The 17555-nt window shown below is 36.5% G+C and carries 11 protein-coding genes and 1 tRNA gene; 8 read left to right on the top strand and 4 right to left on the bottom strand.

Annotated features, from left to right (window positions below; translation table 11 throughout):
- Positions 1-103 precede the first annotated feature (103 nt).
- Positions 104-1198 carry a redox-regulated ATPase YchF gene (gene ychF, locus EZ449_RS06165; RefSeq protein WP_131557097.1) on the top strand — a complete coding sequence of 365 codons (1095 nt, stop codon included), beginning with the start codon at positions 104-106 and terminating at the stop codon, positions 1196-1198.
- 308 nt (positions 1199-1506) lie between these two features.
- On the opposite strand, the gene EZ449_RS06170 is transcribed toward ychF, so the two are convergent.
- Both EZ449_RS06170 and mgtE read right to left on the bottom strand, forming a co-directional pair.
- Positions 1507-2121: an HAD hydrolase-like protein gene (locus EZ449_RS06170; protein WP_131557098.1), complete on the bottom strand. Its 615-nt coding sequence runs from the start codon at positions 2119-2121 to the stop codon at positions 1507-1509.
- 9 nt (positions 2122-2130) lie between these two features.
- On the bottom strand, positions 2131-3507 hold the full coding sequence (mgtE, locus tag EZ449_RS06175; RefSeq protein WP_131557099.1) for a magnesium transporter: 1377 nt from the start codon (positions 3505-3507) through the stop codon (positions 2131-2133).
- 639 nt (positions 3508-4146) lie between these two features.
- Here mgtE and EZ449_RS06180 point away from each other — a divergent pair.
- The 7 genes from EZ449_RS06180 to EZ449_RS06210 all read left to right on the top strand — a co-directional run bounded on the left by EZ449_RS06180 (position 4147) and on the right by EZ449_RS06210 (position 16516).
- A complete protein-coding gene (locus EZ449_RS06180; RefSeq protein WP_131557100.1) occupies positions 4147-4512 on the top strand; it encodes a response regulator transcription factor in 366 nt (121 codons plus the stop codon).
- An 83-nt stretch (positions 4513-4595) separates the two neighbouring features.
- Complete coding sequence (locus tag EZ449_RS06185) at positions 4596-5669, top strand: sensor histidine kinase (RefSeq protein ID WP_131557101.1); 1074 nt, start codon at positions 4596-4598, stop codon at positions 5667-5669.
- Between the two features lie 496 nt (positions 5670-6165).
- A tRNA-Arg gene (locus EZ449_RS06190) sits at positions 6166-6237 on the top strand.
- Positions 6238-6558: 321 nt separating this feature from the next.
- On the top strand, positions 6559-8229 hold the full coding sequence (locus EZ449_RS06195) for a hypothetical protein (protein WP_131557102.1): 1671 nt from the start codon (positions 6559-6561) through the stop codon (positions 8227-8229).
- Positions 8230-8233: 4 nt separating this feature from the next.
- Entirely contained in the window at positions 8234-13801 is a 5568-nt protein-coding gene (locus tag EZ449_RS06200) for a hypothetical protein (protein ID WP_131557103.1), read from the top strand.
- Between the two features lie 8 nt (positions 13802-13809).
- Positions 13810-14412: a hypothetical protein gene (locus tag EZ449_RS06205; protein WP_131557104.1), complete on the top strand. Its 603-nt coding sequence runs from the start codon at positions 13810-13812 to the stop codon at positions 14410-14412.
- A 10-nt stretch (positions 14413-14422) separates the two neighbouring features.
- Positions 14423-16516, top strand: a complete 2094-nt coding sequence (locus EZ449_RS06210; protein WP_131557105.1) for a fibronectin type III domain-containing protein — start codon at positions 14423-14425, stop codon at positions 16514-16516.
- Between the two features lie 11 nt (positions 16517-16527).
- Here EZ449_RS06210 and EZ449_RS06215 read toward each other — a convergent pair whose 3' ends face one another.
- Together EZ449_RS06215 and EZ449_RS06220 are read right to left on the bottom strand one after the other, a co-directional pair.
- Positions 16528-16722: a hypothetical protein gene (locus EZ449_RS06215; RefSeq protein ID WP_131557106.1), complete on the bottom strand. Its 195-nt coding sequence runs from the start codon at positions 16720-16722 to the stop codon at positions 16528-16530.
- Between the two features lie 97 nt (positions 16723-16819).
- Positions 16820-17518: a 3-keto-disaccharide hydrolase gene (locus EZ449_RS06220; protein WP_205942953.1), complete on the bottom strand. Its 699-nt coding sequence runs from the start codon at positions 17516-17518 to the stop codon at positions 16820-16822.
- Positions 17519-17555: the final 37 nt, after the last annotated feature.

A 17555-nucleotide genomic window follows, 5' to 3' on the forward strand; every position in this document is an offset into this window, starting at 1 on the left:
TTTTAAAAGCTTATCTTTGCCCGATTTTAAGGCTAAAGCGTAGATTAGAAACCGCTAAACGCGAATCGCAAAACTAGAATATATACTAAAGAATATAACATAAATGGCATTACAATGTGGTATTGTAGGTTTACCAAATGTTGGCAAATCGACTCTTTTTAACTGTTTATCGAATGCAAAAGCGCAAGCTGCAAACTTTCCTTTTTGTACAATTGAGCCAAATGTTGGTGTAATTACTGTACCAGATGATAGATTAACCAAACTTGCTGAATTGGTTAAACCAAATAAGGTTCAACCGAATACGATCGAGATTGTTGATATTGCTGGGTTAGTAAAAGGTGCATCGAAGGGTGAAGGTTTGGGTAATCAGTTTTTAGGAAATATCCGTGCTACAAATGCCATTATACACGTTTTGCGTTGTTTCGATGATGGAAATGTGATCCACGTTGACGGTTCTGTTGATCCAATTCGCGATAGAGAAATCATTGATACAGAGTTACAATTGAAAGATTTGGACACCGTTGATAAACGTATTCAGAAAGTAGAAAAAATGGCTAAAACTGATAAAGATGCCAAACGAACTTTCGATATTTTAACGGTTGTGAAGGCACATTTAGAAAGTGGTAAATCTATTCGTACAGCTACTCTTCCTCAAGATGATTTTGATTTTATTGAGGATTTGGGTTTATTAACCCAAAAACCTGTCATGTATGTTTGTAATGTTGATGAGGCATCGGTAATTACTGGAAACAAATACGTTGATTTGGTTAAGGCAAATGTTGCTGATGAGAAAGCTGAAGTTTTGGTAATCTCTGCAAAAATCGAATCGGAAATAGCTGAACTGGATAGCTACGAGGAACGTGAGGAATTTTTAGCCGATCTAGGCTTAACGGAATCTGGTGTAAACAAATTGATAAGAACAGCTTACAAATTATTAAACCTTTACACTTATTTTACTGCTGGTGTAACTGAGGTTAGGGCTTGGACCATTACCAAAGGGTTTACAGCACCACAAGCTGCTGGTGTAATCCATACGGATTTTGAAAAAGGTTTTATTCGTGCTGAGGTAATTAAATATGTAGATTTTGTAACGCTTGGATCTGAAAATGCTTGTAAGGAAGCTGGTAAATTAGGCGTAGAAGGCAAAACCTATATCGTAGAAGATGGAGACATTATGCATTTTAGGTTTAATGTTTAACCACTACGGGACTTTTAAAAGCATAAAGCCATTCGAGAGAGTGGCTTTTTTTGTGTTGATTTTACCATGGAAACGTAGAAATATTATTCTGCTACCACTATCATTCCTCAATCGTGAGCAACAAAGCAATCTAACCATTATTAGTTTCAGATAACCGCACTATTGTCGCCATATATAAACGGTCGTCACCCTGAACTTGATTCAGGGGCTTAAAAGCAAGGTGCTCATAGCATGAAAGATGCTGAATTAAATTCAGCATGACGGCCGCAAAACTAATTGTTGATCTTTTTTTAGTTACTGAATAGTAACTAAACCACTAATCCAAAAGCTGCTAACTGTGCCTTTGTATCTTCGTAATCTGTATGATGAATGCCCTTTAAACCCAACCCTTCGGCAACTTGAACGAAAAGCATTCTATCATCTATGTACAAACTTGTCGCTACATCACTTTGAGAAATATCTATGGCAACCTTAAAAATATCGGCATCGGGCTTACGAAAATGCACAAAGCTAGAGGAAACAAAAAAATCTACAAACTCATTAAGTTTAAAAGTATTGATTCGATATTGATTGAGTTCTCTGCCTTCATTGCTAATTACAGCCACTTTAAGGTTGTATTTCTTTTTTAAACTGCAAATCAATTCGATCATCTCTGGATAAGGCAACGATTTCTCGAACATAAATTCCTTAAAATCATCGTAAGAAAAAGAACGTTCCTCGTAAAAGACCAATCTTTCCAAATATTCATCTAGGGTAATTTTACCAACCTCATAAGTATCGAAAGTTAAATGGTGGCGTTCCTCTATTTCCACCGAATCGAGGTTAAAAAGTACCGCAGCTTCGCCCCTTGCTCTTCTATCCCATCCATTGGTTAATAATACGCCACCGATATCGGTAAAAAGTGTTGTAATTTTATTTTCCATATTTTAAAATTAAAGTAGAACGCCATTTAAAAACAGTACCGCGAAACTGAAGTATATAATTAGGCCAGTAACATCTACAAGCGTTGCCACAAAAGGTGCAGAAGAAGTAGCTGGATCGGCGCCCAGTTTCTTAAGTAAAATAGGTAGCATAGAGCCACTTAACGAACCCCATAAAACCACAAATACAAGCGATACACTGATGGTTGCGGCGATTAAAATCCAATGTTCGCCGTAGATATTTGGTGCAATAATATGCCAGACGAAAATTCGGAGAAAGCCTACCAAACCCAAACATAGGCCAAGTAAAAAACCAGAAGTGATTTCTCTCCGCATCACTAGCCACCAGTCTTTAATGGTTACTTCGCCTAAAGCCATGGCTTGTATAATTAGTGTTGATGCCTGCGAACCACTATTACCACCGCATGAGATAATCAGCGGAATAAAAAGGGCGAGCACCGTTGCTTTGTGTATTTGTCCTTCGAAAAAACCCATTGCCGTAGCGGTAAGCATTTCGCCAATCATTAATACGGCAAGCCAACCAACCCTTTTCCTTACTAAATTAAAAATGGAAGTATCCAGATAAGGTTCATCCAAAGCCTCGGTACCCCCAATTTTATGCATATCCTCGGTATATTCCTCGTTGGCAATCCACAAAATATCATCAACAGTTACAATACCTAAAAGAATGTTATTTTCGTCAACCACGGGAAGTGCAACTCGATTATTCATTCTAAAGATGTTAATCGCATATTCCTGTGGATCGTTCGCGTTCAAGGCAATAAAACGCCTATCGGTTAATTCACCAATAATAGCATCAGGACTAGCCAATAAAACCTCACGGATTCTGATGTCATCAAGCAAAACGCCATCATTATCAATTACATACACAACATCAATGGTTTCAGAATTTTTTCCATAACGGCGAATATGGGCCAATACATGCGTTATAGACCATTCTGGCTTCACGGCAATATAATCCGGCGTCATTAAACGCCCAATACTATCTTCCTTGTAACCCAATAAAGCAAGCGATTCTTTACGTTCTTCTGGCGGAAGAAGCGTTATCATTTTCTTTACTACATCGCCCTTTAGTTCGCTGAAAAGTGCTGTACGATCATCAGGAGGCAAATCCTTAATAATTTGATTGAGCTTATTGCCAGATAGTTTTTTAATGATACGTTCTTGCGTAGGAAAATCGAGAATACGAAAAACGTTAACGGCCCGGTTTAAGGAAATGGTCTCAATAAATTTGGCTGCATGTTGTGGAAGCTCATCAATTAATTCTTCAACATCAGAGATATTCAGTTTATCAAGATATTGCTTTAACGCCTTATCATTCTCTTTTTCAAGCAGTTCCTGAATCTCCTCTACAACCAAATCTTCCATAAACAATTTAATTAATTTATTACATGCCTAAACCTCTATTAACGGTTCGCAAAGGTGCATTTTTATTTTTTAAAAAGCCAATTATAGCGTTAACAGCACGTTAATTTTAGGTAAAGCAAGTGCAGCAATCCTTCGGTTTTCTCAGCCCCTCTTTCCGCTATATCTTTTTCGTTGAAAAACTCAAAAGTATGTCGCTACAATAGGGTTTATTTAACTTAGGCTTTTCTCCCTTTTAATACTCCAGCTAGCAAAATGGTTAAGCTATTTTGTAACAGATTTTTCAGTTAAAATCCCACAAACATTCATACGCAATTACTCATTGTAACTCAGCAGGTTTTTATATTTATTCATCGCATTCTTTTTACGCAGAATATTAGGTCTAACTATATAGATCAGCATTGTTAACTTTTGCGATTTTCAGCGCTTATGGCGCTTCATTGCCCATTATATTAAGGCTATACACGAATGTATTAGCACGTAACTCATTTAATACATCGCTAATAGAAAGACAATAATATATAAATAATTATTTTCGAAGAGCCGATATAAATCCTTTACGATTTATCTGGCATGGCATACAATACCATTTTTCTCAAACTAAATAACTGGTTACATGTTGTATTATCTAGAATTTAGTTTATGGCGAAAATATTTGTTCTGGAAGATGACAAGGATATCAGAGAAGTTGTGGAATGGCTATTAGTGGCCGAAGATTACAAGGTAGCTTCTTTTGGAAGTATATTAGATTTTATGAGTAGAGATCAAAATGAATTGCCTGATCTGTTTTTACTCGATATTATGTTACCAGATGGATCTGGTCTTAACGTTTGCAATAAGCTTAAGCATAATAGTGTTTACGATCATATCCCTATCATCATTATGAGCGCACATGCAAGTACCGAGCAGGTGAAAATGGGATGCAAGGCTGACGCTTTCATACAAAAGCCATTTGAGCTCAGCCTATTTTTACATACCATTCACAGCTTAATAAATGTTCATCCTTAGTTTCTTGACTTATAAACAGGCTCAGGATTCTCCCATTTAACTAATAGAATAAAACGATTCTCAATTTAAAAAGTTACAAGACAATGCAAAATAAAGATCAGAAGATTAACGAATTGATAGAGCTCAATGACGAACTTGAAAATTATTTTCGCAACACCATTATTCCCCAGCTATTTGTAGATGCAAATCTTGTGCTGCGCAAGTTTACACCTCCTGCAATGAAGCAGTTTAAACTTCATATTAATGATGTTGGCAAATCTATAGGTGATATTAAGGATAACTTTCGTTTCCCAAGTATCATTGATAATATTGACCAGGTAATCAAATCTGGGGAGCTTTTGGAAAAGGAGATCCAAACCACCGATATGCGTTGGTATCAGATGAATATTTTACCCTATATTGTACAGAGTAATAAAAAAACGAATGGCGTAATTATTACTTTCATTGATATAACGTTAAGAATTCGGGATCTTAAGGAACAGGAGAAACTGATTATGGAACACGAATTGCTTTTGGACACTATTTCTCATGATATCAAAACACCATTAACAAGTTTGGGCCTCACCATCGAGATGCTTAAAAAAATACCTGAGAAAGGAATGGAAAAATTTCCCATTTTACTCGAAAAAATTGAGAATGGTCTCTTTAAAATAAAAGGCATAGTAATAGATTTAACCGATTCCAGAAAATCTGATCATCATTACAAAACAGTAGATGAACTATTGGACATTGAACAAATCTTAGAAGATGTTCGATTGACCTTGGCATCACAGATCTTGGAATCGAAAGCTAAGATCAAGCTGGAAATAAACTACTCAGAGATATTCTTTGTGCGCCGAAAGTTAAGAAGCATTATTTACAATCTGGTTAACAACAGCATTAAATATAGGGATTCGGAGCGTGTACCAGAGATCGTTATCAAAACAACTTTAGAAGATGATTATTTCATTATTTCGGTTGGCGATAATGGTCGGGGAATAGCTCAGGAAGATCTTGAGAAAATTTTCAGCAAATATGTGCGAATAGCAAACGATGTGGAAGGCACGGGAGTTGGGCTCCATTTGGTAAGGGAAATAGTTAATTTATCTGGCGGCAAAATCGTTGTGGAAAGTGAGATCGGTAAAGGCTCAACATTTAAAGTCTACCTAAAAAACTAAACATCAAAAGAATAGAAAAATATTTCACTTCGATATCGAATTACAACAACTAGGCCTAATATCATCTGAGTTTAAATTATGTAAACAGTTAAGGTTTTGCTATCAATTAACTTAGATCAGCCAACCTGAGCTTTACATCTACCCTAGCAAAAGAATGTTTCCGTCAACTTTCACTGAATCTATCGGATCGATAACAATTACACCTGCCGAGGTAAGCAAAAATGCAGCGTAAACTCGATTTCCTACTAAATAGAAATCGTTTTTGGCTTTGTAAGTTTTAATTTCCTCTTCACTGAAAACATTAACACTTATTAATAGGAAGAAATAGTGGAAAGGATAATTTTATACTTTAACACAACTAAAAATGAGGTTCAACGTTATTTGAAAAATCGACAGATAAGCTAACTCGTTGTTTTAACATGCCCTAAATAATCTCAATTTTAGCTCATATATTACAAGAAACTAACATTTTCATTTTCTATATTTGCAGCCTTATGCTCCCGTAGTTCAATGGATAGAATTATGGTTTCCGGTACCATCGATATGAGTTCGAATCTCGTCGGGAGCACTAAAAAAAAGAACTGCATTCTAAAAATTAGGATGCAGTTTTTTTGTTATTTAGAAGCAACCTAAAACTTCTTCAATCCTCGATAAGAAATTCCAAAATAAAAAACTGTAATATTCCAATTTAGTTTAACAACTGATCTTTAACAGCTTATGCGATTGGCAAAACGAAGCCACTCACTACAAATTACCTTTCGCTCAATCAAACTACTATTTCACTCATTAGGATAAATCTGCGCTATCAATTTGTGCTTATTTACATTTTAATTGAAAATAGATCATGAATATAGCACAGCGATCCCTCTCAATCTTATGTTGCCTGCTCATGGCTTTACTATTTGCCGAATCTGTAAATGCACAAGATTTCTCGAATATAAAGGATGCAAAACCATTTTCATATTCTGGAAGCATTGAAGCAAGGGGAATGTTTTATAATGCCACTGGTATTCAAAATCGTAGGCGGCCTACAGCGTTTTTGCTAAGTGGCAGTCCTACTTTCGATATTTATGGTCTGCAAATCCCGGTAAACTTTAGCATCAGCGAATCAGATAAATCTTTTACGCAACCATTTAATCAATATGGATTAAGCCCGACTTACAAATGGATTACGCTTCATGCGGGTTATCGAAATGTTTCTTTTTCTCCTTACACTTTGGGCGGCCATACTATGCTCGGTGCAGGTTTTGAACTTAACCCAGGCAAACTAAGAGTTGGTTTTATGTATGGACGGTTAAACAGAGCAACAACCATTGATACCACAAGCCAAGCTTTAGTTCCATTTTCATTCTCAAGAAAGGGATACGCTGCTAAACTAGGGTATGGTTCTGCAGATAATTTTTTCGAACTAAGTTATTTAAGCGCCAAAGACGACGACAATACTAAACCATCTAATTTACCTAATGCATTTGATTTAGTTTCGCCGGCTAAGAATAATGTTTTAGGGTATTCTTTAAAGTTTACCTTCTTTAAAAAACTGTTTATAGAGAGTACGGGTGCGGTTAGTTTGTATACGAATGATATCAATTCTCCAATTAGTATCGATTCGATAAAGAATGATTTTTTACAAAAGGTCAATAACATTTTCACGCTAAACGCAACAAGCGAATACTACACTGCATTTTCTGGTGGAATTGGATATCGAGAAAAGAATTATGGAGTTAAGATAAATTATAAAAGGATTGAGCCAGATTTCAAGACAATGGGCGCTTACTTTTTTAATTCAGATTTAGAGAATTGGACAATTAGCCCTAACGCTAATTTATTTAAGGGAAAAGTTCGAATTAATGGCAGCATAGGTTTTCAGCACGATAACTTAAAAAAACAAAAACGGGCAGAAAACAAAAGGCTTATTGCTTCAGCAAATGCTGGGGTCGAAATTACAAAAGAACTTGGGTTAGATTTAATTTACACCAACTTCTCTGATAACCAAACGCCACAAACAGCTTTGTTTGCAGATTCGTTGCGAATTGTTCAAACCACGCAAACTATTGGCATAATGCCAAGGTACTTTTTGGTTAGACCTGAGGCAACGCATGTAATATCAGCCTCTGCGAGTTTTAATAGTTTAAAAGACTTTAACAATTTTTTTAGTGCACAATCTACCTCAAGAAATATTAGCACCAATCAATACTTTATTAATTACAACATTACCTTCCCTAAAAAGAAGCTTAGTCTGTTTGCTAATTTAAATAACACCAAGCTGAGTGGTCAAAATTTGAAAAACACATTTACTGGTGCTACAGTAGGTGGCAACAAAACTTTTTTAAAAGATAAGATGCAAACCGGATTAAGCTGCACACTAACCAAAACCAATAGCAGTACAGGTTCAGATAGTTTCATTACCAACGCGAATGGAAATTTAGCTTATAAAGTCACGACTAGGCAAAGAGTTGCATTCAACGTCTTTCTTACCAACAATAAATCTAAGGCTGCCAATCCGTTTCAGCCGAATTTTACCGAGACACGAGCTGAGCTGATTTACCAATTTAATTTTTAATCGTATGAAAAATTTTTCCTCATTTAAATGGATTACAATTATTTGCCTGATTTTATTGCAGATCAAGGCAATAGCTCAGGTTAATGTTTCCATTCAGATATTGCCTCCATACCCTACAAAATTTACAGATTACGCTTCAAAGCCTCATTTAATGGTTATTTCCATTACAAATAATTCATCAACCAATCAAAAAATACAATTGAGGGGTACGGTAACTGGAGATAATGGAATTGTAATTCGGGTAAAGCCAGGCTACAGAAGTAGTAGCCCGATAGAACTAGGCCCTGGAGAAGCTAGAATGTTAAATGGCAATGATATTTCCTATTTCTTCAATTATAACCAACTAGAATATTCTGGAATTACACAAAATGAATTTATAAATAAGGGAGGTTTGCCCGAAGGGAGATATCAACTTTGTATTAGAGCATATAATTACGATGATAATAATATTCCATTAAGTGCCGATGAACCTGCAGGCTGTAGTAATTCATTCTCAGTGAGCAGCTTAGAGCCACCAATAATTTTAAGTCCGAGAGATGAAGAAGTAGTTTCTTCTGATGCAGGACAAATTATCCCCTTAAGGTGGAATACACCAGTTGGCACTCCGCCTGGAATACAATACAGGATCCGCATGGTAGAAGTATTGGGAAATAAAAACCCCAATGATGCGATGATGACGGCAAGACAGCCGTATTTTTTCGATAAGGAAGTGATGACTAATATGGAAATTTTTAATCCAGCAAGTCCTCAATTAACTCCAGGCAGGAAATATGCAATGATGGTTCAAGCCTTTGATCCATCCAACAATGCCGTTTTTAGAAATCAGGGCAGAAGTGAAGTAATATCCTTTACTTATGGAAAAGAAAAAACGCAGGAAATAATAGCTAATGTAGTCGCCCCTACAGCACAAACGAGGGTTATTGATTGTAATTGCAAAACCTCGATTGCTAGCCAAACAGCAATGGATGTTAGCAATAAAACGCTCCAAGAAATAGGAACCATTAAGATTGGCGAGTTTGATTTAGTGGTTAAAAACTTAATTAGTGCCAATGCAGATGGACTTACCGGAAGTGGAACTATAAAATTACCAAGTTTTTTAAGTGGTATGCCCATTTTAGTAACCTTTAAGGATGTAAAGATAAATTCAACAAAACAGGTTATTTCTGGTCAGGCAATCGCGGTATTATCAGAGGGAGCTGCTAGTTTAATACCAACCTACGATCCGAACAAACCAAACTCTACATTAAATACTGCAAGTTTGGGTGATTTTAGTAATCAAATGGCCGATCCTCAAAAGCTGTTTAGCAATCTAAATCCATCAGACCAAATTGGGTATAAACTTCCACTAGGGATTGATAATACCATTGGTAACAAAAAGATGGTTCTAGCAATTACACAAATGGTTTTTGATGCCCGCCAAGCTGTATTCGATGCAGGGTTTGTATTAAATATGCCCGATGCCATGCCAAATGTTGCGGCATTGGGTGCTTCAAATATCTGTTTCAACCCATCAGGATTATGCGGACAAGGACGATTATATCTTTCAGAAGATTTGAGTATAAATGTATCTGGAAGTGAAATTTCCTTGAAAGCAAGAAAGAATGGAGCATTACCGACAGATTCTGGCACTTATGTAGTTTTTGATAAGCAGGGTTTTTCGAGGTTACGCATACAGGGAGAATACAGTTTCCCTCAAAACTTGATTAAAGCAAAAGCTGGAGGAGCAGCTAAGGCTACAATAATTGCTGATGCCGTTTCGTGGAACGATTGGATTGCATCAGTAACTCTGCCTGCTTTCCAAATGGCCAACAATACCGATTTTGTTTTCAATCCAACTACACTTTTTTACGATCATTCGGATGCTAGAAATCCGAGCAATATGCCTCAAAATTATCAGGAAAGTAATGTAGCTCAATGGCGAGGGTTTTTTGCTCCAAAATTAGCTGTAGAACTTCCTCCTGTGCTTACGCAAGAGAATGCAAGCACGCTGAGTATTCAATCTCAAAACTTAATTATCGATAACCGTGGCGTAACAGGAAATTTGGAAGCAGTCGGCGTTTTTCTAATGGGCGGTGGCTCTTTATCTACGTGGAGCTGCTCTCTAGATACCGTAAAGGTGAATTTTAAATATAATTCGTTTGTAAACGGACGTATAGCCGGTAAAGTAATGTTACCATTTACCAATCAATCAAAAGCTTCATCCCAACTCCGATATTCAAGTACCATATCTAGCGATGCTAGTGGGCTAAAATATAATTTCACAATTGCGCAAACTAACGAATTAGAGGTGCCAATGTGGTTTGCAAGATTTAAATTGGATAATAGTAAAATTGAGGTTAATGCAGGTACAGGCATAACTACAAGTGCAATGTTAACAATGAATGGTGCGCTATCAATCGTTACCAAAATTCCAATTGTTGGTAAAGTCGACTTTGATTTGGTATCGTTTCAAAATTTAAAATTTGGCACCAAAGATCCATATTTTGAACAAGGAACAGTAACGTTCGGGCAAAGTAGTCCCCCAAAATTTGTTGGCGGTTTTCCAATTACGCTTTCTAAAGCGCCATCATTAGCTACGGGTGAGGCAGGCGAAATTGGCTTGAGTTTCCCAATATCTATTAATTTGGCCGATATGGCAAGTTTGCCAAAGGCAGAGGTTGCATTTAGCGTATTTGGTAAGTTTACATTAAATAAGGGCAAGGTTAGTTTTGGTTTTAGCAGGGTTAGAGCAGATTCTATAACTGTTGAAGGTAAAATAGCATCATTTGATGTAAAAGGTAAATTAGGATTTTTTGAAAACGACCAGAAATGGGGAGATGGTGTTGATGGATTCTTAAAGGTTGGATTTTTAAAAGGTTTTGAAATCACTGCTAGGGGCTTATTTGGTAAACGTGAATTTAATTACTTCTTCTTAGATGCCCGCTTGAACTTGCCAACCCCTGGTATAGTAGTGGGCCCAGGCATTAGCATTTTTGGTTTTGGTGGTGGTGCTTATTATAACCTTATACCTACTACAGATCCTAAACGCTCGGTAAGTTATACCTATACCACTGATCCTGTTAGGAGTTTATACAACCCGAGTAAAGGTTCGTTAGGTTTTAAGGCTGGCGTAAATTTAGGCACAAGCGATGGCACAATGCTATTGATGATGGGTGATTTAGAGGCAACTTTTAACTACGAAAACTTTGCCATGCAGGTATTGAAAATTAATGCTACGGGAGCACTTTTTGCGCCACCACCTGGATTTAGCAATCTTCAGAATGCAATGGTTAAAGCTGGCGCAGATATTTTGTACGATTTTCAGCATAGCGTATTTAGTGCAAAGGCAATTGTTGACATGAATTACTTAGAGATCATTAAGGCGCATTCAGAATTATCTATTCTCTCTGCACCAGATGGTTACCACTTTAAAATTGGTGATGCAGGTACCGAAAGTACATGGACATCCATTGAGATGATGAAAATTTTTAAGGGATCGTTCTACATGAATGTTGGAAATAAGGACATGAGCTATTCTCCTAGGATGGGTAAATTAATGTCTCAAATATTCCCAGGTGGAAATATGGAGAACCCAAGCGGTTTCTTCTTCGGTGCCAAACAGGATCTTATAAATATAGATTTAAGGTTTTTAATCTTTTATTTGAAACTTAATGCTGGCTTTAATTTCGATGTGGCCTTGATTAATACACGAAATAAAAAGATAGAATGCGATGGCGAAACTAAAATTGGTTTAGATGGCTACTATGCCACTGGCAGAGCAGAGGCATACGTTTACGGAGAATTTGGATTATATATTGATGCATGGTTTTTCGAGGGCAAGGTAAGCGCTGGCAGTTTAGGCGTAACGGCAGGTGTAAATGTGGGTTTGCCCAACCCAACTTGGCTAGAAGGCTGGGTTAATGCAAGATATAGTGTATTGAATAATCTCGTTTCGGGAAATATGAGATTCAAGGCAAGCGTTGGGAAAAAATGTACAATAGAAGTTAATCCGTTTGCAGGTTTACCTATTATTTCTGAATTAAAGCCATCGAACGATGAGAAAAAGGTCTCTATACTTTCTGATATGAGTGCGGCCCTAAATTACTATGTAAATAGAGAATTTGAAGTGGCTTCTATTGATGATGATGGCAATGAAAAAAATCTCAAATTCAAAGCTGTAATTAGAAGCATAACCCTTAATGGTGCTGGTTTCTCTGCAAATTACACCAATGATGTAAATGATAATAATGGAGGAAATGCAAAATTATCCTTAAAAAGAGATAAGGAGGCTGTCTTTTTTGGATGGCAAGAGGCATTGCCTGGAAATACCAAAATGGATTTGATTGTAAATGCAGAAGGTTACAAATGGGAAAATAACCGATGGGTATTAATTGCCGGTTCAGGACAAGAAGAGAAAGTAACTTTTACCACAGGTGATTGCCCTAAAAACCTACAAGGAGCCGCAGATGGTGTACAAATTGTTGTTGGAAGCTATCCATTTAAGGGGCAACAATTTTTTACGCCAAAACATGAAAGCCGAGGCTACATTTGGTTAAAACTGGCATTGCCTTGCTTGGCGGCAAATAATCAATCTGGTTCGGCCAGCAGTAAAACCTTGGCGATTTTTAGGTCTTTAACTGATACAATCGAAGTGCCGGTAAGTATGGAGGGAAATAAAATTACTTATGCAATTCCTACCAACTTAAAACCTAGTACAATGTATAGAATGCAAATTGTGCATCGCATTACACCAATGGTGATGACTATGGTAATGGGAAATTTAAATACAAATCTTGGTGGACAGAATGCTGCACCATTATTTATAGGCAATACCAACTTTAACATATCTTCTAATTCGAATCCAAATCCACCAAGCAACAATGCGTTTAACAACGCTGCCCTTGGCGTAACGGTAAACCAAAATTTACAGCAAAGTGCCAATGCTACTACGTTGCAGCTTGGCGATGGAAATACAATAGAAAATGCAGTCAGCAAGGCCTCAGCCAGCATGCGAACCAAAGAAGAAGTGATGTACACGTTATATTTTAAAACGTCTAAATATCAAACATTGGAAGAAAAGGTAAATGCTTTCAACGTAAATAAAAAACTGAATGCCGAGCAATGGAATCTCTCTAATTTCAGTATCAATTCTAGCGAAGAGTTTGATGAGTATGAGTTACAAGGCTGGAATTATCCAGGAGCAGCAGTTAACTACATCATTCCACCACTTTTAGAATTTAGAGAACAACTTCAAACGAATACCTGGATTAATAAACACGTTAGGGAAGTTTCAAGAAATTTTTACATGCTCAATTTATATGCAGAATTTCCGGTAGGTGTAAATTTCGAATATGATATTTTGCCTAAGGTTAAAGAAGCTCGTTTTTGGGATCCGGCACATTATGCTGGTGCACAAACCAGAATAAAGCAGCGTAACGTTACCTCCCCCATTGCAACAAAGAAAGCATTAACACAAGGAGAAACTAAAGATTTTGAGGCAAAATTAAATCCTTTTAAACGCTTTATCGATAATAATGCTGGTTTTATGATAACTACAGGCAACTTTCAACCCACCCTTATCAACCCTAAATAAATAAAGAGATGAAAAAGCACATCATAATTATGGCATCGTCTGTTTTTATTTCTCTTGCCCTGCAAGCACAAATAAAAATGAATAATAATATATCAAAATCGGCATTGAATAGCAATGTTACCGAAAGCATTGTAATAGCAAGCGTAAAAAACACGCAATCTAGCTATGCTAACAATGTAACCGATAATATATCGAGCAGTTATAGCGCAGCCTATTCTGGTTCGGCCTCAAGCGCACTTGTAAATTCCATCAGCCCAATTTCAAGTAGATTTGGGTATTTTTCTCCATTTTATGCAGAAATAATAACAGTTCATGTATACAGCAATTATTATAAAAATGTTCCATTAATTAAATACATGGCCCCATCGGGAGAATATTATAAGGAAAATCCAACAGTTGCTCTATCAATTTTAAGGGATAGAATTTTACCTGCCTACAGATATTTTGTTGATAATAAACCAGGCTATGTTCCTTATCAATATGAGCGGCCTGCAAGCATAAGCATTGATATTGGTGTTACCAAACCAATTCCATTACAAGTTGATCCTGCGAATCAAGCTTATTGGCTGTATAACACCCGATTTGTAAGAACATTTTCATTAACCTATTAAATTTTAAGTTATGCATAAGCTGATTTTTTTTATCTCAACGTTATGTGCATTAGCACTAACCACGAATGCGCAAGAAATTAAACAAAAAGATAGTGTTAAGTATGTAAATAAATTACTGGTGGTTAGTAAATACATCGGCGATTCTGTAGTGTTGCGTTGGACAGCTCCTAATTACCCTCTATGGATGGCGATTAGAAAAGCTGGTGTTGATGTATATCGGGCTGAGCTCAATTTGACCACTAATGCCCTGGAGGGAGAAAAGAAATTAAACACTTCCCTGCTAAAACCCATGACACTGGAGGCTATGAAAAAGCATTTCAAACAAAATGATACAACAGCTGCTATGGCTGCACAAATTTTATATGGAGGGGCGCTAAGTGGTAATCAAACCACAAAAAATTTAGAAAGTTTGGATCTACTTGAGGCAGATCAATCTAATCGTTTTGTTTATGCTACTTATTTGGCAGATTTGTACCCTGCAATTGCCAATGCACTCGCACTAAGGTTTGCCGATAACACAGCTGCTAATGGCAAAACTTATATTTATTACCTCAAATCGGATATTAAAAAGGATAAGGGCTTTGTCCTCGAGGAAAGCGCCACCATGGTTAATACAACCAACCATGTTAAAGCGGAAGTGCTCCAATCTGTAGATGCCATTGGACTTGATAAAAATGTAAGGTTATTTTGGAACAGATTAGAAGGAGATTCTAAATATACGGCCTATCAAATCGAACGAAAAACAGGAAATAAACCGTATTTAAATAGAACAGCTACGCCTTTTGTAAATCCAGATAACCCAAACGATGTTAAGGATGATGAAAGTATTGTATTTATGGATAGTATTCCTCAAAACTATGTTCCCTATTCTTACAGAATAAGGGGTATTACAGCTTTCGGTGAAACTGCAGATTGGACAGAAATTACAGTGAAAGGCAGAGATTTAACGCCACCTGCTGCACCATCAAAAGTGCTTGCCGTATCACAGGGCGGAAAAAAAGTAAAAATCTCTTGGAAAAAACCTTTTAAGGATAAAGATCTTGCTGGTTTTATAATCGGAAGAAGTGAAAACTATGAAGGACCCTATGAACCTGTTGATGAAAAGTTGTATGCTGTTGGAGATACCCTTGCCTTTGACTTAAATGCAAATGTTCATCAACGAAATTTTTACCTGGTATCTTCAATTGATACTGCTGGAAATGCAGCAAGATCGTTACCTACCTACGTGGTAATTGCAGATAGTACCGCTCCAATTAAACCAACCGGCTTAACTGCACTTATCGATTCGTTGGGTGTGGTGAAACTACATTGGGATATGGGAAGAGAAGAAGATTTAGCAGGTTACAACATTTATAGAGCAAATAATTCTAAGGAAGAATTTAGCGTAATTAACAAGGCGCAGGTATTAGATAATAACTATATGGATATGGTTGATGTAAATTCGCTAACCAAACATGCTTATTACAAAATTATAGCTTTTGATAAAACCAATAATCCAAGTGTATACTCTACAATAGTTGAGGTGAAAAAACCAGATTATATTCCGCCTACTGCCCCTCAAATCACCGATTTTTTAACGCAAGAAAATAGTGTAAAAATAAAATTCATGGCCAGTAATAGTAGTGATTTGAAAGAATATTATGTTTACAGAAAAGCAGATACTACTTTCGAGAAGATTGCTACGCTTTTAAAGTCTGATAGCGTATTCATAGACCTTAAACTTCCAGAGAAAGAGATATTATGGTATTCTTTGGTTGCCGTAGATAGTTCTGGTTTACTTTCAGAGCAATCTTTTCCTCAAAAAATATTGTTACCAATTAGAGGTGTCGAACTTCCTAATTTGATGCTTTCAGCTAAAAAGACAGATAAAGGGATTTCCATTTCATGGGATAAAAACATTCCATTACCAATTGGAGCTAAACTTATGCTTTATAAAAGTTATGGTCAGGATCAGTTAGAACAATATACTTTGATAGAAAACCTAAAAGCTGATTTTACAGATGTGGAATTTAGAAAAGGCGAAGCCATTAAGTATGCGTTACGTTTGCAGTTACCAAATGGAAACGTGAGTGTGCTTTCTGCTCCAATAGCAATAACGATGTGAAAGATATAAGTTTATTCCAAGCGTTTAATAATCAAGACTGTTTGATAATCACCAGCTCGTTTAAAATAGAAGTGAACTTCGCAATTGGATTTAAAAATCTCTATATCTGTAACTTCACCCAATACTCCATCGTATTCTAGAATGTCGCCAAGGCTAACTTTCTCAAGCTCGACTAATGGGCTACTTTGGCTTATTGATCTCCACATGGATTTTCGGTTTTCAATAATGATGCCTATTGCTACACTTCCTAAAAATCGGGTATTTTTACGGTATAGAAATGCGTTAACGTTTTTGAGTTAGCGCTTAAAGTTCGAATTCCTCAATTTTGATATTTCGGTAATATAATTCTGCACCTTCCGATTGAAGCAGTATTCTGCCATCGGATACACTTAACCTTTCGCCTTCGTTAACCACCACGCCGTTAACAATAAACTGGACTTTACCATTCATACAAATTAGCTCAAGTGCATTCCATTCTCCTTTTGGGCGTTCAGCATCTTTCTTTTTAGTAATCCTCGCATAATCCTTTGGCTGGGTTTGCAATCCATCAACATAGCCAGTTACATTGTCAATTAGCCAAAGATCACCAACATCGCCTTCCTGTATCTGAAACTCCGCAGACTTAGGCCAAATTCTATTATCATGCTCATTAACATAAAAACAAATTCCTGCATCTCTCCGATCGTTTTCTCTTGGCGAAAACTTTTGCTCGCCCCATTTAAATTCAATTAATAGTCGGAAATTTTTATAACTTTTATTCGTAGCGATGTAACCAAATTCCTCACCAGTAACGTGAATAAGGCTATCTTTTACAGAGATTACATGCTTAGGATCATTATTTAAACCCCGCTTATCGATATATTTTGACCAGCCAACAAGATCCTTTCCATTAAATAGAGGCTGTAGCTTATTTCTTTGAGCATATACAGAAATGCTGAAAAAAGATATTGTCAAAATAAAAAGTAATCGTTTGAAAATTTGTTGAATTTTTAAAATCATCATTATCTCGTTTTAATAATAGGGTAAGGTAACAAAACAT

The sequence above is a fragment of the Pedobacter frigidisoli genome (genome assembly GCF_004331675.1).
Taxonomy (GTDB): domain Bacteria; phylum Bacteroidota; class Bacteroidia; order Sphingobacteriales; family Sphingobacteriaceae; genus Pedobacter; species Pedobacter frigidisoli.